This window comes from Isoptericola sp. NPDC056605 (genome assembly GCF_042792795.1).
Taxonomy (GTDB): domain Bacteria; phylum Actinomycetota; class Actinomycetes; order Actinomycetales; family Cellulomonadaceae; genus Isoptericola.
Genome location: NZ_JBHTVT010000001.1, coordinates 494172 through 512322 on the forward strand (window position 1 = coordinate 494172; position 18151 = coordinate 512322).

Sequence of the window (18151 nt, forward strand, 5' to 3'; positions counted from 1 at the left end):
CGCCGGCGTCGCCCGGGCAGTCTGTGCACGAGCGGACCTGACGTTTCACGGGTCGTGCCCGCCACGAAGTCCCGCGGCTTCATCACGGCGATGCATTGTCCCGTCCGCTGCGACGCCGCCCGCCGCCATCGTCGCCACGGTCCGACCCGCACGGATGATCGGAGCCGGTGGGCCCGGCCCCTCCGCACCCGCACATCTCTTCTGTTCCTCGTTCAGGTCGACCCAAGCTGTCGGATCGTCGTCGCCGTCTCGGCGTCATGATCCGGGGAGTCAGAGATCCCGCGACTCGCCTCTGACCTCCCGATCGGATGACGTCGCCGATGCTCCGAGCCGACCTCCGTGCCGGTGCGGACGTCCGGGTTCGCCCCCACCAGGGTCGGCAGCGGCCGCACGGCGTACCGACTCGGTGCAGCGGCCAGGCCCGTGACCTGCGCCGATCCGACGTCTGCTTGCGCCCGGCGGCGGAGATTGATCGAGCTCGCAGACACATGGCCCCCCTCTTCGTGGGTCACCTGTCGATGAACAGCAGGCATGGATGGCATGCCCGCGGTCCCGACCCCACGGTCCGGCGTCCCTGACTCGCGCACTGGAGCCGCCCGCCCACCTGCCGGCTCTGGTTGCTGCAGCGCACCAGGGAGGAGCCAGTACGCGTCCTCATGCCACCCGCACGACTCCACGGCTGGGGTTCACGTGAGACATCGAGGACGCGTCTGAGTGGAAGGCCCGGCGCGTTCCCTCATCGGCCCCACGGCCAACCGGTGCTGGTGCCGGTTGATGTTTCACGTGGAACGGCCAGCGCAGTCTGCGATTGCCGCCAGGCCGTGCGGGCCAAGTCAGGGCGGTCGCCGCCCCCTCCGCACTCGCCAAGGCATCCGGGTGTGCCCAACCTCGTCCCGCCTCTCACGAGGAAGCGGCCTGGCCGACACCCGTGCACTCCCCCGCGGACCCATGGATCCATGGACCACTCCGCCTCGAGAGCCTGTTCCGGGACTGCGCGCATTCGGCCAGGTCGTGCGGCGCTCTTCGGACTCCGATGCGATGCCGACCCTTGGTACGCCGGAGCGCCGGAGCCCTTCCGGCCACCTGGGTCGCACTCACGAGCCTTGGGATCGGGAGATCGCTGCGCTGCGGACGCGTGCCTACCGGAACGAGACCGGAACCCCGCTCCGCGTGCGGGATGTCGACGCAGGTCAGCTCCCCGAACCCCCTGGCATCGACGCGCGCCACCGGGCGTCGATCGACTCCGCTCGCTTCACAGAACGTTGCGCACCGTCGTCGCTACACCGTCGGACGTCAGCGCTTACTCCGCCCAGGTCATCGTGGATGCTGGGGCACGACCTGGACCGTCTGATCCGGCCAGCACCGGACACGCGCCGCCACGATCACCTCCCCCGCCACGACACCGTACGGCCGCCGGTGGGTTCTGCCTGGCCCGCGTTTCACGTGAAACATGACGGCGTGGCCCGCTCGCACCATCACCGTGAACGAGGAACACGCTCCGCACGCGCGGGGCCGCGCGTCCCCGGTTCTCGGGCCCTACCCCCTTGGGCCGTGGACGACGAGTTCGCGGACCCTCGTTCTCCGCGACGCAGAACGGGCATCGCTCCTTCTGAGGAGCGATGCCCGTCCGCTGCTGCCGACTGTCAGGCGGGTCCCGACCGCAGGAGGCCCGGGTCCTCGGGCGCCATCACTCCCAGGATCCTGTTCAGATCCTCGACCGAGGCGAACTCCACGGTCAGGCGGCCCTTCGTCTTCCCGATGCTCACCTTGACGCGGGTCTCGAACCGATCCGCCAGTCGCGTCGCGAGCTCGTCCATCGCCTCGCTGCGCTGACCCGCGCGCGGTGCACGTCGGCCCGGCACATCGGTGTTACCGCTGGTCAGGAGCGTGACGATCTCCTCCGTGGCTCGCACAGAGAGCCCCTCGGAGACGATGCGCTGAGCGAGCCGCTCGATCTCTGCCCCATCGCTGAGCGAGAGAAGGGCGCGCGCATGACCTGCCGAGAGAACCCCCGCGGCGACCCGGCGCTGGACCAGGGGCGGCAGCTTCAGGAGACGAAGAGTGTTCGAGATCTGCGGACGAGACCTCGCGATCCGCGTCGCCAGCTCCTCGTGGGTGCACCCGAAGTCGTCCAGCAACTGGCGGTAGGCGGCTGCCTCCTCCAGTGGATTCAGCGCCGCGCGGTGGAGGTTCTCCAGGAGCGCGTCCCGCAACATGTCACTGTCATCGGTCTCACGCACGATCGCCGGGATCGTGTCGAGGCCTGCAGCCTGGCTCGCACGCCACCGTCGCTCACCCATGATGAGCTCGTACTGGTCCGGGTCGGAGGCGTCAGGACGCACCACGATCGGCTGAAGAACACCGATCTCCGAGATCGACGCCACCAGTTCGTCGAGGTCGCCGTCGTCGAAGACGGTTCGCGGCTGCCAGGTGTTGGGACGGATCGACTCGACGGAGATCTCTGCAAACCGGGCCCCCGGAACCGGCTTGAGTTCCGTTTCACGTGAAACGGGGGCAGCGAGCTCATCGTCCGCGCCTGACGCGTCCTCCGTCGCAGGCTGTTCCGGAGCACTCCCCGCCCCATCCAAGGGCCCGTGGTCCGACGACGAGTCAGGTGTCTCGTCCACGTCCGGGAACTCGATGCTCGTGATCAGCCCCAGCGACAGGCCGTCAGCGCCCAGCGACTCGTCCGCCACACGCTCGGCGCCCGACCCACCTTCACCCGTCGTGGCGACCGGCTCGTCGGTCAGAACCGAGGTAGGGGCGCCCGAACCTCCGGCGCCGGACCCCTTCGCCTGCGGTTCGCCACCCGTTCGGATGCTCAGCCGACCGCCCGCAATCGCGGAGTCCCACGAGGCGGAGCGCCGCGAAGTACGGCCTGCGTCCTCGCCGTTCTCGCCAGCAGGACGGTCCGCGCCGACCGTGGAGACCGTGCTGCCGCTCTCCGTCGAGTCGCGACCCTCGCCCGCAGGGAAGAAGACGTCGACGGGACGGTCGCCCTCGGGCCCGGACGGGATCAGCGCGCCGAGCCCGCGCCCCAGGCCACGCTTCTTCTGACTCATGCTCCAGCCTCCTGAACCATCCGGCTCCCCGCTCCCCTGTTCGTCCTGAAGTTTCCGCCCCGCCTCCGCACCGACGAGGAACCTTCGCCAGCCCCATCACGGGCTGCGACAACGAGCACGTTCACCATCGCACGCGCCAGCGACGGGGGCGCGGCAGAACCCGGCTTCATCGCAGGTCGGAGCGCTGCGGCGCGCGCTCGGCGAGCTCTCGGGCAGCCTCGAGGTAGGCCAAGGATCCCGTCGAGCCCGGATCGTAGGTCATGACCGTCTGCGCGTGGCTCGGGGCCTCAGAGATGCGGACCGAGCGCGGGACGGTCGTTCTGAGCGTCTGGTCGGGGAAGTGCTCGCGCACCTCCGCCGCGACCTGTTGTGCCAGGTTCGTCCGGCCGTCATACATCGTGAGGAGGATCGTCGAGACACGAAGCTCGGGGTTCAGGTGCGCCTTGATCAGTTCGATCGTCTTGAGGAGCTGGCTGAGCCCTTCGAGCGCGTAGTACTCACACTGGATCGGGATCAGCACTTCGCGCCCCACGACGAACGCGTTCACCGTGAGCAGGCCGAGGCTCGGGGGGCAGTCCACCAGCACGTAGTCGATCTGCTCCTCGCCTCGCTCCTCCCGCTCGGACAGGTACGCGTCGAGCGCCCGCCGCAGACGTGTTTCACGTGAAACGAGAGAGACGAGCTCGATCTCGGCCCCGGAGAGATCGATGGTTGCCGGCACCCCATAGAGACCGGGAACCGACGGGCACTCCTGGACCGTGTTGGCGAGCGGCTCATCCTCGACGAGTACCTCGTAGATCGACGGCGTCCCGGCACGATGCTCCAGCCCGAGCGCCGTGGAGGCGTTCCCCTGGGGGTCGTTGTCGATCACCAGCACCTTCAGTCCCGACTGGGCCAGGCCGGCGGCAATGTTCACCGTCGTCGTGGTCTTGCCGACGCCACCCTTCTGGTTCGCCACCGTGATGATCCGGGTACGAGCGGGGCGGGGGAACTGCCGACCCTGCAGCTCGATCCGGCGCCGCGCGTCGATGGCGAGCTGCGCTGCGAGGGGGGTGGACTCGTCGGCCTCAGGAACCGAGGCGACGAGTGCCGCCCTATGACCGTCGATCACAGGAGGAAGTGCTCCCTGGGCCCACGACAGGGCGGGCGCGGTTTCACGTGAAACGTGCGGATCAGCCGTCGCGGTCCCATCGTTCTGCGGGACGTCGTCGACGTGCTCCGTACTCGTGCTCACGTGCCACTCCTCCGGTTCGTCACAGGGACTTGCACCCGAGTCGCGGCACGTACGACGCCACGGCCCGGTGCTCCGCGCTCACTCTACGGCCTCACCGACGTCCGGACGGGTCAAAACTCCGGCCCGTGGACAGGCAGAACGTCCACGGGCCGAGGACCAACGACAGTCAGGAGCGCCGCACGCGGAGGATCGTCGTGGGTTCGACGTTGTCGACCGTGCGGCCCTCGAGGATCTCCGGTTCAGCAGCCTTGAAGGACCGCAGCACCTTGCGCGCCGGCTCGATCTCTCGCTCGACGTTGCGGCCCTTCAGCACGACCATCGCACCGCCCTTCCGAACGAGCGGAAGGCTCATCCGCGCGAGCTTGCTCAGAGCCGCCACCGCGCGCGATGTCACGACGTCCACCTCGAAGGCGCCGTGGTACTCCTCCGCGCGACCCCGCTTCACCTGCACGTTCTCCAGGCCCAGGCTCTCGACGCACTCCTGCAACCACGCCGTCCGACGCTCCATCGGCTCGATGAGATGAACCTCGACGTCCGGGCGTTGGATCGCCAGCACGATCCCCGGCAGACCCGCGCCCGAACCGATGTCCGCCACCGAACGCGTGTCGCCGAGGTAGGGAGTAACGGCAGCCGAGTTCAGAATGTGCCGCTCCCACAGCCGTGCGACCTCTCGTGGACCGATCAGGCCGCGCAGCTCGCCCTCGTCCCTCAGGCTCGCGGCGTACTGCGCCACCAGCTCGTACCGGTCCCCGAAGTACGCGCGCACAGCGTCGCTCCGACCGAGCTCGGCGTCATCGTCGCCCGTCGGGGCCCGTGTCTCGTCGCTCATGATCTCTCCCTTGCACTGCCACCACATGCCGAGAGCCCGTCGTTTCACGTGAAACAACGGGCTCTCGAATCGTCTTTCAGGATTCCGGCGCGGCGTCCTGCTCCGAGGCCGGCTGGACCACCACGTACCGTGACGGCTCCACGCCTCGCGAATCACTGACCAGGCCCGCCGCCGCGACGGCGTCGTGCACCACCTTGCGCTCGAAGGCGTTGAGCGGGTCGAGCTCGACCTCACGACCAGACTCGCGCACCTGGCGAATCGCGCCCTCGGCCAGCACGGTCAACTCCTGCCGACGCGCCGAGCGGAACCCGGCGATGTCGAGCATCAGCCGGCTCCGCTCCCCCGTACGCGCCTGAACGGCGAGCCGGGTGAGCTCCTGCAGCGCCTCGAGCACCTCGCCGTCACGCCCGACGAGAGCCGACAGGTCCTCGTCTTCGTCAGCCACGATCTCGACCGCGGCCCGGTCGTGCTGGATGTCGAGGTCGATGTCCCCGTCGAGGTCGGCGATGTCGAGGAGTTCCTCAAGGTAGTCCGCCGCGATCTCGCCTTCCTCTTCGAGGCGCTTCGTACGGTCGGGGCCCTGCTCCACCGGCGTGTCCGTCGTCATCGGTGTTCGATTCCTCTCGCTGCTCAACGGCGCTTCTGGCGGTTCTTGCGCTTGGGCTGCTCGCGCTGCCCACGGGGCTTCTCGGGCTCGGGCTCAGGAGTCGCCTCGATGGCCCCCTTGGCCGCGGCCTTCCGCGCCTGCTTCTCCTTGAGGAGACGCTCCGCCTCCGAGCCGGGAGCCGGCATCTTCTTGATCGTGTAGAACTGCTGGCCCATCGACCAGAGGTTCGAGATGACCCAGTAGATCAGCACACCGACGGGGAAGTTGATGCCCGAGATCAGGAAGATCACCGGGAGGATGTAGAGCATCATCTTCTGCGTGCTCGCCATCGGCCCCTCGAGGGCGGCCTTGGGCATGTTCTTCATCGTGAGCTGACGCTGGGTGAAGAACATTGTGGCGCTCATCAGGACGATGAGGCAGATGACGACCACGCGCGACGTCATCGAGTCGGTGGTGCGGAAGACGTCGGAGAGCTGGGCCCCGAAGAGGCTCGACGACTCAATGTCGCCGGCGATGCGCTGGTCGATCGGGCCGATCGCCTTGTGCGTGCCCTCCGCGATGCCCTGCAGGTTGTTGAGCACCCGGAACAGCGCGAAGAAGATCGGGGACTGCAGGAGGATCGGCAGGCACGACGCCATGGGGTTGGTGCCGTGCTTGCGGTAGAGCTCCATGGTCTCGCGGCCCATGGCCTCACGGGACGCGGGATCCGTCTTGCCCTTGTACTTCTTCTGCACCGCCTGCAGCTCGGGCTGCATCATCTGCATCCCGCGCGAGGCCTTGATCTGCTTGAAGAAGAGGGGGATCAGCGCGATACGGATGACGACCGTCAGAGCGACGATCGAGAACACCCACGCCCAGCCAGGGCCGTCCTGCATCCCGAGGGTCGTGAACAGGGCATGAGCCCCGTACATGATCCAGGCCACGACCCACTCGATGGGGTAGAGGATGGTGTCGAACATCCCGAATTGTCTCCTCTGTCGGAAAGTCTGCGTCCCCGGCGGCGCGGTCCGGGAGGGTCAGTGGTGTGCTGCGCCGCGGTGCTCGTGACCCGCCGCGTCGACATCGACGTGGTGGGAACGAGCCGGTGGGACGTCGTCGACTCCGCCGAGGCTCCACGGGTTGCACCGCAGGATCCGCCACAGAGCGAGGCCGGTTCCCCGTAGCGTGCCGTGCGTACGGATCGCGATGATCGCGTACTGGGAGCACGACGGGTAGTACTTGCAGGTGGGCCCAGTCAGCGGGGAGATCACCGACTGGTAGACGCGCAGGACGCCGATGAGGACGGTGGCCGGGAGGTTCCGCAGCATGTTCCGCCCGCGGTCGAGCGTCGAGGCGGTCACGTCGTCCTCCGTGCGCGCGCGACGGCGCGGTCGAGGCTGCTCGTGAGGTCGCTGTCGAGCTCGGCGTACGTGGCGCCGCTCGAGGCCGGCAGTGCGCGAACCACCAGCCGGGCTCCGGCGGGGAGCGCGGGAAGGTGCGCCGCCGCGATGTGCCGCAGGCGGCGTTTCACCTGGTTGCGGTGCACGGCGTTCCCCACGGCCTTGGATACGACAAGACCGACCTGTGACGGTGCATGGCCCGCGACAGCACCGACGCCGGCCTCAGGGCCGGCGTCGGGGTCGACAAGGAGATGCACCACCACGGTCGATCGACCTGCACGCGTGCCGCGGCGCACCGTCCGTTCGAAGTCGACGGAACGGCGCAGTCGGTGCGCCGCGGGCAGCATCCGTCAGGCAGAGAGCTCGGCGCGACCCTTGCGCCGACGGTTCGCCAGGATGGCGCGGCCGGCACGGGTGCGCATGCGCAGCCGGAAGCCGTGGGTCTTGGCACGACGGCGGTTGTTCGGCTGGAAGGTCCGCTTGCTCACGAGGTACTCCAAGAAACGTCGGGGAGGCACACCGTCATTTCCTCGACGATGCAGGTCTTGTCGCAGGTCAGGCCTCGCGTACGAGACGTGGAAGCACCGACCGGGCCGACCCGAGGACCGGCAGCCCGGATAAGGGCGCGCGAAAGGACCTGGAACGGCTGTCTGACGTTACGCCGAGGAGACCCCTCAGGTCAAACCCGCCCAGGGGCGACCCGCACCGGCCGGTGGCTACGATGTGGAGGACCTCACGCACCTCGGCGCGACGTCGCGCCGGCCGCCCGGTACGTTCATCGTCCACAGCCTTGTCCACAGGTTCCACAGCATGTGGACAACACTGTGGACGGAGATCTGGCGTGGCAGACTCGCGACCTCGCTGACCATCCCGAACGACCCGAAGGACGACGCCCGTGGCCCAGCCGGACGAGAACATCACCGACGTCTGGGCACACACGCTCGCCACCCTCGAGGCACGGCCGGACATGACCGCCCGGCAGCTCGCGTTCATCAAGCTCGCGAAGCCGATGGCGATCCTGGAGGACACCGTGTTCATCGCGGTGCCGCACGAGCAGACCCGCGCCTACCTCGAGACCAGCGTTCGCGACCAGCTCGTCTCGGCGATGGCCTCCACGCTCGGACGCGACATCCGCTTCGGCATCACGGTGGATCCCGAGCTGAGCAGCGACACCCTCACAGGGCCGTCGCAGGACTACACCGCTCCCCCGGAGCCGGGTGTCCCCGACGAGCCGGAGGCGCCTCCGCTGCCGCCGAGTCCCAAGCAGTCGGCCGAGCCGACGCGGCTCAACCCGAAGTACATCTTCGAGACCTTCGTCATCGGTTCGTCCAACCGGTTCGCCCACGCTGCCGCCGTCGCGGTGGCCGAGGCGCCCGCCAAGGCCTACAACCCGCTGTTCATCTACGGGGACTCCGGGCTCGGCAAGACGCACCTGCTCCATGCCATCGGCCACTACGCCCACAACCTCTATCCCCATGTGCGCGTGCGCTACGTGAACTCCGAGGAGTTCACGAACGACTTCATCAACAGCATCGGCGAGGGGCGCGCAGGGGCCTTCCAGCGCCGCTACCGCGACGTCGACGTCCTCCTCATCGACGACATCCAGTTCCTCGAGGGCAAGGAACAGACGATGGAGGAGTTCTTCCACACGTTCAACGCGCTCCACAACGCGGACAAGCAGGTGGTGATCACCTCCGACGTCCCGCCCAAGCAGCTGAACGGCTTCGAGGACCGGCTGCGGTCGCGCTTCGAGTGGGGCCTCATCACGGACGTGCAGCCGCCGGACCTCGAGACCCGCATCGCCATCCTGCGCAAGAAGGCCGCGAGCGAGCGGCTCGACGTCCCTGCCGAGGTGCTGAGCTACATCGGCTCGCGCATCTCGACGAACATCCGCGAGCTCGAGGGCGCGCTCATCCGCGTCACAGCCTTCGCGAACCTCAACCGGCAGGCCGTCGACCTCGCCCTCGCGGAGATCGTCCTCAAGGACCTCATCACCGACGACGACACGCAGGAGATCACCCCGTCGATGGTGATCGCGCAGACGGCCGCGTACTTCGGCCTCACGATCGACGACCTGTGCGGCTCCTCCCGCTCGCGCGTGCTCGTCACGGCCCGACAGATCGCCATGTACCTGTGCCGCGAGCTCACGGACCTGTCGTTGCCCAAGATCGGCCAGCAGTTCGGCGGCCGTGACCACACCACCGTGATGCATGCCAACAAGAAGATCGCGGGCCAGATGGCCGAGCGCCGTTCCACCTACAACCAGGTGACCGAGCTCACGAGCCGCATCAAGCAGCAGCACCGCGGCTGACGTCTCGCCGCACGACGGACGCCTCACGGGCCCGACCACGCTCTCCACAGGGCTGTGGATCCGGGCCCGTCGGCGTCTCTCCACATGCCCACCCACAAGGGAATGCCCGGAAACAGCCGGTTGCGCGCCATCTGTCCCCAGGCCTGTGGAGCAAAATCGTGGACAACGACCAGCGCGCACGCCGCAGAGAGATTCACACCTGTGGACAAACTTGTGGATGTGTGTGGACGACAGCCTCGGATCCGTGGACGACGACGCCCCGATCGGTGGACGGCTGTGGGTACAGATTCCGTCGCCCACAGGCCCAAGGTGTTGTCCACAGTTGCGCCCCCACGGCCTCCACACCCCGACCAGTGCGCTGACCTGCGCAAACACCGGTCATCCCCAGATTCCACAACCCCGATGACGATGACGAACGATTGATCAAGAAGAAATTCCACACACCTTCATCAGGCCGGCTCGTCGATCCAGGGCGAGGCCCGCCTCGGCCTGAGGATCACGTGCCGAAGAGCCCCTGTCTCGCGTAGGGTTTGGCTCGGACGACGAGGCAGGTCGGGTCACGTCGACGGTCCGGGCCGGTCCTGGGCCACCGACCCCACGCCCGCACGTCCGCTTCGATCGACAAGGGTCGACAACGCGAGGAGTGGGATGAAGTTCCGGGTTGAGCGCGACGTCCTGGCCGAGGCCGTGACCTGGACGGCGCGCACGCTCCCCACGCGCCCGCCGGCACCGGTGCTCGCGGGCGTCCGCATCGAGGTCGACACGGCCGGCACCATCTGGCTGTCCAGCTTCGACTACGAGGTGTCGGCGCGGGCGGAGATCCCGGCAGAGGTCTCCGAGCCCGGCACGGTGCTCGTCTCCGGCCGGCTGCTGGCCGAGATCTCCCGCGCTCTGCCCAACAAGCCCGTGGACGTCACGCTCGAGGGCACCAAGGTCGTCCTGACGTGCGGTGCCTCGCGCTTCACGCTGCTGACGATGCCGGTGGAGGACTACCCGGCGCTGCCGCAGATGCCCGAGCTGAGCGGCACCGTGACCGGCGACGCGCTCACGCACGCCGTCGCGCAGGTCAGCGTGGCCGCGAGCCGCGACGACACGCTCCCCCTGCTCACCGGCGTGCGCATGGAGATCGAGGGCGAGCGCATCACCCTCATCGCCACCGACCGGTACCGGCTCGCCCTGCGCGAGCTCACCTGGACGCCTGCCACGCCTGGCTACTCGGCCGTCGCGCTCGTGCGCGCACGCACCCTGACCGACGTCGCGAAGTCGCTCGGCGGGGGCGGGGGCCTCGTGAACGTCGGCCTGTCCACCGGACAGGGCGTCGACCTCATCGGTTTCGAGGCGGGTGGCCGCCACACGACGTCGCAGCTCGTCGACGGCGACTACCCGCCCGTGCGGCGGCTGTTCCCGGACGCGACGCCGATCCATGCCGTCGTCGCCACGGCGCCGCTGATCGAGGCCGCCAAGCGCGTGTCCCTGGTCGCGGAGCGCAACACGCCGATCCGGCTGTCCTTCACGGATGGTCAGGTCGTGCTCGACGCCGGTCAGGGCGACGACGCGCAGGCGTCCGAGGCGCTCGAGGCGGTGCTGGTCGGCGAGGACATCCAGGTCGCGTTCAACCCGCAGTTCCTGCTGGACGGGCTGGGCGCGCTCGGCACCGACTTCGTCCGGCTCTCGTTCACGCACCCGAACAAGCCGGTGGAGTTCACCGGCCAGGAGTCGCTCGACGGCGAGGACTCGTCGGACTACCGCTACCTGCTCGTGCCGATCCGCTTCGCCGGCTGAGCGCCGTCCTGCCCGTTCGCCCTGCACCGTCCCCGGAGGTACCCATGGTCAGCCACATCGGACTCGTCGGTCTGGGCAAGATGGGCAACAACATGCGCGAGCGGCTGCGCCGCGGCGGCATCGAGGTCACCGGGTACGACCCGCGGCCCGAGGTGTCCGACGTCGCGTCGCTCGCGGACCTCGTGGCCGCCCTGCCCGCGGACCGTCGCGTCGTGTGGGTGATGGTGCCGGCCGGCGACCCGACGCGCGGCGTCGTGCAGGAGCTCGGCACGCTGCTGGGCGAGGGCGACGTCGTCGTCGAGGGTGGCAACTCGCACTACCCGGAGGACCAGGCCCGCGCGGCGGAGCTGGCGGAGCGCGGCATCGGGTACGTCGACGTCGGCGTCTCCGGCGGCGTGTGGGGCCTGGAGAACGGGTACGGCCTGATGTGCGGCGGAGACCGCGCGCACGTCGAGGCACTCATGCCGGTCTTCGACGCGCTGCGCCCCGAGGGGCCGCGCGAGGAGGGCTTCGTGCACGCCGGTGAGGTGGGCGCGGGGCACTTCGCGAAGATGGTGCACAACGGCATCGAGTACGGCCTCATGCAGAGTTACGCCGAGGGCTACGAGCTCCTCGCGGCCAAGGACATCGTCACGGACGTGCACGGCACGATGAAGGCGTGGATGCGCGGCACGGTCGTGCGGTCGTGGCTGCTCGACCTCATGGTCAAGGCGCTCGAGGAGGACCCGGCGCTGGCAGCGATCGACGACTGGGTCGACGACTCGGGCGAGGGCCGCTGGACCGTCGACGAGGCCATCGACAACGCCGTGCCCCTTCCCGTGATCTCCGCGGCGCTGTTCGCCCGCTTCGCGTCTCGGCAGGACGAGTCCCCGGCGATGAAGGCCGTGGCCGCGCTGCGCCAGCAGTTCGGTGGGCACGCGGTCAAGCCCGCGCAGTGAGGCCGGCGGTGCCAGGCCGCCGAGCAGGTTAGATGTACGTCTCCCACCTCTCCCTCCTCGACTTCCGCTCGTACGCCGCAGCGGACGTCGAGCTCGAACCCGGCCCCAATGCGTTCGTCGGGCGCAACGGCCAGGGCAAGACCAACCTCGTCGAGGCGATCGGCTACGTCGCGACACTCGGCAGCCACCGGGTCGCGAACGACACCCCCCTCATCCGGGCCGGCGCGGAGCGGGCCGTGGTCCGGACCCGGATCGTGCGCGGGGATCGGGCATCGACCGTCGAGCTGGAGATCACCGCGGGCAAGGCGAACCGCGCGCGCGTGAACCGCGGCCAGCTCGGCCGGGCCCGCGATGTGCTCGGCATCCTGCGCACGGTGCTCTTCGCACCGGAGGACCTGGCGCTCGTCAAGGGCGACCCCGACGGTCGGCGCCGGTTCCTCGACCAGCTGGTGGTGCAGCTCCTCCCCCGGGCGGCAGGCCTGCTGGGCGACTACGAGCGCGTGGTGCGCCAGCGGTCCGCGCTGCTGAAGTCGCTGCGCGGTGCACGCCGGTCTGGTGCCGGACCTGTGGACACGAGCACGCTGGAGGTCTGGGACGCACGGGCCGCGCAGCTCGGCGGGCAGATCCTCGCCATGAGGCTGGCACTGGTGGAGGCTCTGCGGCCGCACGTCGCGGCCGCGTACGCGCAGGTCAGCGACGCCGACGGGGATGCCGAGCTCGCGTACCGCTCCAGCGTCCCGGGGACGGCGGACGGGACGACCCGCGCCGCGGAGGACCTGGAGAAGGCGATCCTCGAGGCGATGGCGGAGGCGCGGACCCAGGAGCTGGAGCGGGGCGTCAGCCTCGTCGGGCCGCACCGCGACGACCTGGTCCTCACCCTCGGCGGGCTGCCGGCCAAGGGGTACGCGAGCCACGGGGAGTCGTGGTCGTTCGCGCTGGCGCTGCGGATCGCGTCGTACCGGCTGCTCGGCGGCGGCGACGAGCCGGAGCACGTGCCGGACGCCGCGTTCTGGGACCCCGACCTCGACACGGACGCGGATCCCGTGCTGATCCTGGACGATGTCTTCGCCGAGCTGGACGTGCGACGTCGGGAACGGCTGGCGGAGCTCGTCGCGCCGGCACGTCAGGTGCTCGTGACCGCCGCAGTGCCCGACGACGTCCCGCCGGGGCTGCTCGGTGCGCGGTTCGAGGTCACGCCCGGCCAGGTGCGTCGTGCGGAGTGACGACGGCGAGAGCGTCGTGGGCGACCTCCCCGACGACGGCGACGACGCGGGCGGCACGTCGTCCGGCGAGGACCCGCGACCGGTCAAGGACCGCACCGAGCTGACGCCGCCCTCGGCGGTCGCGCGGGAGGCCCTCAACCGCGCGAAGGCGGCGGCGCGGGCCAAGGGACTCCGGCCGGGCTCGCCGGCGCGACGCTCCCCCCTCGCGGAGCCGCGCCTGTCCGGGCAGGGGCCGGGCGCCCGCGATCCCCAGCTCCTGTCGGAGGTGCTGGGGCGACTCATGCGTGACAAGGGGTGGACGGCGGACGTCTCCGTGGGCGGCGTGATCGGGCGCTGGCGGGAGGTGGTGGGCGCCCAGGTCGCCGACCACTGCCAGCCGGAGACCTTCGAGCAGAAGGTGCTCGTCGTGCGCGCCGACTCGACCGCCTGGGCCACGCAGGTGCGACTGCTGGTGCCGACGCTGCTCCGCCGGCTCGAGGAAGAGGTCGGCGAGGGCGTGGTCGAGCAGGTCACCGTGCTCGGGCCTGCCGGGCCGGGATTCCGCCGCGGACGGCGGTCGGTACGCGGCCCCGGCCCCCGCGACACCTACGGCTGACGTCTCGGGGGCGACGACGAGACGAACGACGGGCCCGGCCGCTGGTGCGGTCGGGCCCGTCGTTCGCTCAGTGCGTCGGTGCGTCAGTGCTGGATGCGGCGACGCAGCCAGAACAGCACGCCGCCACCCACGATCAGCAGCGCGGCGATCCCGGCGAAGACGCCGACCGTCGCACCCGTCTGCGGCAGCTCGTCGGCACCCTCGGCCTCGGCCGGCGGGACGTCGGTGTCGTCCGCGACGACCTCCACGTCCGCGCCGCCGGCGCCGATCGGGTTGGCGCACTCGGTGTTGGCCTCGGGGTAGCTCACGATCTGCGAGTACTCCGGGTTGACCTCGAAGAGCACCTCGACGTCGTCACGCGTCCAGGCGTAGTTCCCGTCGGTCTCCACGTAGGAGCCGTCGTCCTGCTGCTCCCAGCCCGGCCACTGCTTCGGCGCGGTGTCGGAGGCGCCCGGCCACAGCAGCTCGCCCTCCAGCGGCTGGTCGGCGGCGACGTAGTTCTCGCCGCCCTCCGGGTGGAGGAACGTGATGGTCAGCGGAGTGTCGTTGTCCACCTCGACGCCCTCGGGCAGGGAGACGCCGTAGTCCAGGTAGGGCGTGTCGCCCACGCAGACCGCGCCGATGTCACCGGGGACCAGCGCGCAGTCCTCCTCCGACGGGACGAGCTGCTCGATCGGGAAGATCACGTCGCCACCCTCGGTGCGGGTGTACCCGGCGAGGTCGTCGCCGAAGGTGCGCCCCTCGGTCGGCACGGCGAGCACGCCCTGCTCGGTGGTGAGGTAGGTGACGTCCCCCGTGTCCGCCGGGAGGATGACGTCGGACGCGTCCGCGCCGCAGATCTCCAGCGCGGCCGGCGCCTGCGGCACCACGACCTGGGGCTCCGGGACCTCCGGCACGGTCGGCGTGGCGCAGTCCTCGGTGGACGGCAGCTCGATGCCGAAGTCGCTCAGCTCCTGGTGCTGCCAGTCGACCAGGTGCCCGTCCATGGACGAGCCGTCGGGGTACGTGATGGTCTCGGGCATCGTGTAGTCGTCGACGCCGCCGCGCACCAGGTCCTGCTGGATGCCCCAGCCGGTGCACAGGTCGATGTCGTCGAGCGCGTCCGTCTCCGGGAGCTCGGTGTACCAGTGCTGGTCGTTCGTGAGCTCGTCCTCGGGGACGGTGAGCGGCGTGGTGCCGAGCAGCTGCTGCTTCCCGGAGTTCTCCCACGCGGAGGGCTTGTCCTTGTCGAGCTTCGGGTACAGGTAGATCCCGACCTGCACGTCGGTGCCCTCGGGCTGCTCCGGCGTCGTGGGGACACAGGGCGTCGTCGTGCCCTTCGCGTCCTTCTCCTCCTCCGGGGTGCGCGGCCAGTCGTAGCGGTCGCCGTCGTGGGCGTCGACCTGCACCGACCACTCGTGGGCCTTCGACCCGTCGAGCTCGAAGGTGCGGCGCCACGAGTCTCCGAAGGACTCGTCGGCGGCGATCGCGCCGTCGATGGTGACGACGACGTCGGCGCCCTGGTACTGGGTGAGCTTCACCTCGAGGCTGGTACAGGAGTCGCTGACTCGCGGGGTGTGGGCGGAGGCCGGCGCCGCGGTGGCGACGAGCATCCCTCCGACGGCGAGCGTCGTCGCGGCGACGCCTGCCAGGGTCCTCTTCACTGTGGGGTTGTCCCTTCGGTGGTGACCGGTGCACAGGCGCGCGCCAGTCGACGTGCGGAACGGGGAATCGTCGTGTAGTACACCAGGTTTTGGAGTAAATCGGGAGAGTCGTTGATAACGGTCAGAGCACAAATACCCGACGTTCCGGAGGAGTGGCTCTGATCGCCCCCAAACTGTGGACAACCCTGAGGAAAACCCTGTGGACAAGGCTGTGGAGAGCCCGTCGTCCACGACCTGTGGACAACGTGTGCGGAACTTCCCTCCAGCGGCGTCAATCCGCCGTTTCCTTGCCTCTGGCAGGTAGACTGGGACGGTCATTCCGGGTCGTGCTGCGACCTCTCGCACGGCTCGGTCGAGCGCAGCCCGGAACCTGAGAGCCGCGCCGCCTGCACACTGCACGAAGCGTCGGCGCGTGCACGACGACCGAGGAGCAGCTCCGCCTGTGGCAGACCGAACCGACACCCCCCGTCCCGACACTGTCGCCAACGGAGCCAACGGAGCCGCCGGACCGGGGAGCGGGTACGACGCCGGCAACATCACCGTCCTGGAGGGCCTGGAGGCCGTCCGCAAGCGCCCGGGCATGTACATCGGCTCGACGGGCGAGCGGGGCCTGCACCACCTGGTCTACGAGATTGTGGACAACTCTGTGGACGAGGCCCTCGCGGGTCACGCCGACAGCGTCGAGGTGACCCTCCTCGCCGACGGCGGCGTCCGGGTCCGCGACAACGGTCGCGGCATCCCTGTCGCGATGCACCCCACCGAGGGCAAGCCGACGCTCGAGGTCGTCATGACGATCCTGCACGCGGGCGGCAAGTTCGGCGGCGGCGGCTACGCCGTCTCCGGAGGCCTGCACGGCGTGGGCATGTCGGTGGTGAACGCGCTGTCCACCCGCTTCGTCTCCGAGGTGAAGCGTGACGGCTTCCACTGGCGCCAGGAGTACCGGGACGGCGGCGAGCCCGTCACCGAGGTGCAGAAGCTCGAGCCGCTCGCCGAGGGCGAGCCCACCGGCACCACGCAGACCTTCTGGGCCGACGACTCGATCTTCGAGACCACGGACTACGACTTCGAGACGCTCCGCTCGCGCTTCCAGCAGTACGCGTTCCTCAACAAGGGCCTGCAGATCACGCTGCGCGACGAGCGCGCAGGTCACGCGGTCGCGGACGACGAGGTCGCCGGCCAGGCCCCGGAGGGTGCGGACACCGACGTCACCGCCGCCGACGCCGAGGTCGCGAACCCCGTCCGGACGGTGACGTACCGCTACGACAACGGCCTCACGGACTACGTGGCCCACATCAACGCGGCCAAGAAGTCCGAGCTCATCCACCCCGAGATCATCGACGTCGAGTCGGAGGACACGGAGCGGAAGATCTCGGTGGAGATCGCGATGCAGTGGACCAGCGCGTACAGCGAGTCGGTGCACACGTTCGCGAACACCATCTCGACCACCGAGGGCGGCACGCACGAGGAGGGCTTCCGCGCGGCGCTCACCACCCTGGTGAACAGCTATGCGCGCGACAAGCAGATCATCAAGGAGAAGGACGACAACCTCACGGGTGACGACATCCGCGAGGGGCTCACCGCCGTCATCTCCGTCAAGCTCGGCGAGCCGCAGTTCGAGGGCCAGACCAAGACGAAGCTCGGCAACACCGAGGCGAAGACGTTCGTGCAGCGCGTGGTGCGCGAGAAGCTCGTCGACTGGTTCGACGCGCACCCGACGGAGGCGCGCGACGTCATCCGCAAGGCCATCCAGGCGTCGCAGGCGCGCATCGCGGCGCGCAAGGCGCGCGAGGCCACGCGACGCAAGGGGATCCTCAGCTCCGGCGGGATGCCCGGCAAGCTCAAGGACTGCCAGTCCAACCGCGCCGAGGACTGCGAGGTCTACATCGTCGAGGGCGACTCGGCCGGTGGCTCCGCCGTCCGCGGCCGCAACCCGCACAACCAGGCGATCCTGCCGCTGCGCGGCAAGATCCTCAACGTGGAGCGGGCCCGGCTGGACAAGGCGCTCTCCAACCAGGAGATCCAGTCCCTCATCACGGCGTTCGGCACCGGTATCGGGGAGGACTTCGACATCTCGAAGCTCCGGTACCACAAGATCGTGCTGATGGCCGACGCCGACGTCGACGGCCAGCACATCTGCACCCTGCTGCTCACGCTGCTGTTCCGGTACATGCGACCGCTCATCGAGCACGGCCACGTGTACCTGGCGCAGCCGCCGCTGTACCGGCTCAAGTGGTCGAACGCGCCGCACGACTACGTGTACTCCGACCGCGAGCGGGACGCGTTCCTCAAGGAAGGGATCGCGGCCGGCAAGCGGATCCCCAAGGAGAACGGCATCCAGCGCTACAAGGGTCTGGGCGAGATGGACTACACCGAGCTCTGGGACACCACGATGGACCCGGAGCACCGCACGCTGCTGCAGGTGACCATGGACGACGCGGCCGCGGCCGACGAGATCTTCTCGGTGCTCATGGGCGAGGACGTCGAGTCCCGCCGCAGCTTCATCCAGCGCAACGCCAAGGACGTCCGCTTCCTCGACATCTAGCGGCTG

General features: G+C 69.5%; 15 protein-coding genes. 6 read left to right on the plus strand and 9 right to left on the minus strand.

The genetic code is table 11. From position 1 onward, the window contains the following. Positions 1-1643: 1643 nt before the first annotated feature. The 8 genes from ACFQ8Y_RS02240 to rpmH all read right to left on the minus strand — a co-directional run bounded on the left by ACFQ8Y_RS02240 (position 1644) and on the right by rpmH (position 7599). Complete coding sequence (locus tag ACFQ8Y_RS02240; protein ID WP_430584468.1) at positions 1644-3062, minus strand: ParB/RepB/Spo0J family partition protein; 1419 nt, start codon at positions 3060-3062, stop codon at positions 1644-1646. Positions 3063-3228: 166 nt separating this feature from the next. Next, on the minus strand, positions 3229-4173 hold the full coding sequence (locus ACFQ8Y_RS02245) for a ParA family protein (protein WP_430584541.1): 945 nt from the start codon (positions 4171-4173) through the stop codon (positions 3229-3231). 289 nt (positions 4174-4462) lie between these two features. Next, positions 4463-5125: a 16S rRNA (guanine(527)-N(7))-methyltransferase RsmG gene (gene rsmG, locus ACFQ8Y_RS02250; protein WP_430584469.1), complete on the minus strand. Its 663-nt coding sequence runs from the start codon at positions 5123-5125 to the stop codon at positions 4463-4465. 76 nt (positions 5126-5201) lie between these two features. Further along, positions 5202-5732, minus strand: coding sequence for a protein jag (locus ACFQ8Y_RS02255; RefSeq protein ID WP_430584470.1), 531 nt, complete (start codon positions 5730-5732; stop codon positions 5202-5204). Positions 5733-5755: 23 nt separating this feature from the next. Continuing rightward, positions 5756-6691 carry a membrane protein insertase YidC gene (gene yidC / locus ACFQ8Y_RS02260; protein WP_430544843.1) on the minus strand — a complete coding sequence of 312 codons (936 nt, stop codon included), beginning with the start codon at positions 6689-6691 and terminating at the stop codon, positions 5756-5758. 57 nt (positions 6692-6748) lie between these two features. Then, positions 6749-7072, minus strand: a complete 324-nt coding sequence (gene yidD, locus ACFQ8Y_RS02265; protein WP_430584471.1) for a membrane protein insertion efficiency factor YidD — start codon at positions 7070-7072, stop codon at positions 6749-6751. Continuing rightward, entirely contained in the window at positions 7069-7458 is a 390-nt protein-coding gene (gene rnpA / locus ACFQ8Y_RS02270; protein ID WP_430549417.1) for a ribonuclease P protein component, read from the minus strand. Before rnpA ends, yidD begins: the two co-directional genes overlap by 4 nt. A gap of 3 nt (positions 7459-7461) precedes the next feature. Then, a complete protein-coding gene (rpmH, locus tag ACFQ8Y_RS02275) occupies positions 7462-7599 on the minus strand; it encodes a 50S ribosomal protein L34 (protein WP_013840089.1) in 138 nt (45 codons plus the stop codon). A gap of 407 nt (positions 7600-8006) precedes the next feature. On the opposite strand from rpmH, the gene dnaA reads away from it, so the two are divergent. From dnaA to ACFQ8Y_RS02300, 5 genes are all read left to right on the plus strand, one after another. Further along, positions 8007-9422, plus strand: a complete 1416-nt coding sequence (dnaA, locus tag ACFQ8Y_RS02280) for a chromosomal replication initiator protein DnaA (protein ID WP_430549418.1) — start codon at positions 8007-8009, stop codon at positions 9420-9422. Between the two features lie 648 nt (positions 9423-10070). Beyond that, a complete protein-coding gene (dnaN, locus tag ACFQ8Y_RS02285; RefSeq protein WP_430549419.1) occupies positions 10071-11204 on the plus strand; it encodes a DNA polymerase III subunit beta in 1134 nt (377 codons plus the stop codon). A gap of 44 nt (positions 11205-11248) precedes the next feature. Then, positions 11249-12142, plus strand: a complete 894-nt coding sequence (gene gnd / locus ACFQ8Y_RS02290) for a phosphogluconate dehydrogenase (NAD(+)-dependent, decarboxylating) (protein ID WP_430584472.1) — start codon at positions 11249-11251, stop codon at positions 12140-12142. Between the two features lie 32 nt (positions 12143-12174). Then, positions 12175-13365 carry a DNA replication/repair protein RecF gene (gene recF, locus ACFQ8Y_RS02295; RefSeq protein WP_430584473.1) on the plus strand — a complete coding sequence of 397 codons (1191 nt, stop codon included), beginning with the start codon at positions 12175-12177 and terminating at the stop codon, positions 13363-13365. 100 nt (positions 13366-13465) lie between these two features. Then, positions 13466-13960: a DUF721 domain-containing protein gene (locus ACFQ8Y_RS02300; RefSeq protein WP_430549500.1), complete on the plus strand. Its 495-nt coding sequence runs from the start codon at positions 13466-13468 to the stop codon at positions 13958-13960. Between the two features lie 83 nt (positions 13961-14043). Here the strand turns inward: ACFQ8Y_RS02300 and ACFQ8Y_RS02305 are convergent, their stop codons facing one another. Beyond that, complete coding sequence (locus ACFQ8Y_RS02305) at positions 14044-15603, minus strand: LPXTG cell wall anchor domain-containing protein (protein ID WP_430584474.1); 1560 nt, start codon at positions 15601-15603, stop codon at positions 14044-14046. 442 nt (positions 15604-16045) lie between these two features. On the opposite strand from ACFQ8Y_RS02305, the gene gyrB reads away from it, so the two are divergent. Then, positions 16046-18145, plus strand: coding sequence for a DNA topoisomerase (ATP-hydrolyzing) subunit B (gene gyrB / locus ACFQ8Y_RS02310; protein WP_430549423.1), 2100 nt, complete (start codon positions 16046-16048; stop codon positions 18143-18145). Positions 18146-18151 lie beyond the last annotated feature (6 nt).

What these genes read in the sequence shown, in the direction of transcription:
- gnd (WP_430584472.1), top strand. Translation starts at nt 11,249, where the DNA reads ATGGTCAGCCACATCGGACTCGTCGGTCTGGGCAAGATGGGCAACAAC.
- yidC (WP_430544843.1), bottom strand. Translation starts at nt 6,691, where the DNA reads ATGTTCGACACCATCCTCTACCCCATCGAGTGGGTCGTGGCCTGGATC.
- rnpA (WP_430549417.1), bottom strand. Translation starts at nt 7,458, where the DNA reads ATGCTGCCCGCGGCGCACCGACTGCGCCGTTCCGTCGACTTCGAACGG.
- ACFQ8Y_RS02240 (WP_430584468.1), bottom strand. Translation starts at nt 3,062, where the DNA reads ATGAGTCAGAAGAAGCGTGGCCTGGGGCGCGGGCTCGGCGCGCTGATC.
- ACFQ8Y_RS02255 (WP_430584470.1), bottom strand. Translation starts at nt 5,732, where the DNA reads ATGACGACGGACACGCCGGTGGAGCAGGGCCCCGACCGTACGAAGCGC.
- dnaN (WP_430549419.1), top strand. Translation starts at nt 10,071, where the DNA reads ATGAAGTTCCGGGTTGAGCGCGACGTCCTGGCCGAGGCCGTGACCTGG.
- rsmG (WP_430584469.1), bottom strand. Translation starts at nt 5,125, where the DNA reads ATGAGCGACGAGACACGGGCCCCGACGGGCGACGATGACGCCGAGCTC.
- recF (WP_430584473.1), top strand. Translation starts at nt 12,175, where the DNA reads ATGTACGTCTCCCACCTCTCCCTCCTCGACTTCCGCTCGTACGCCGCA.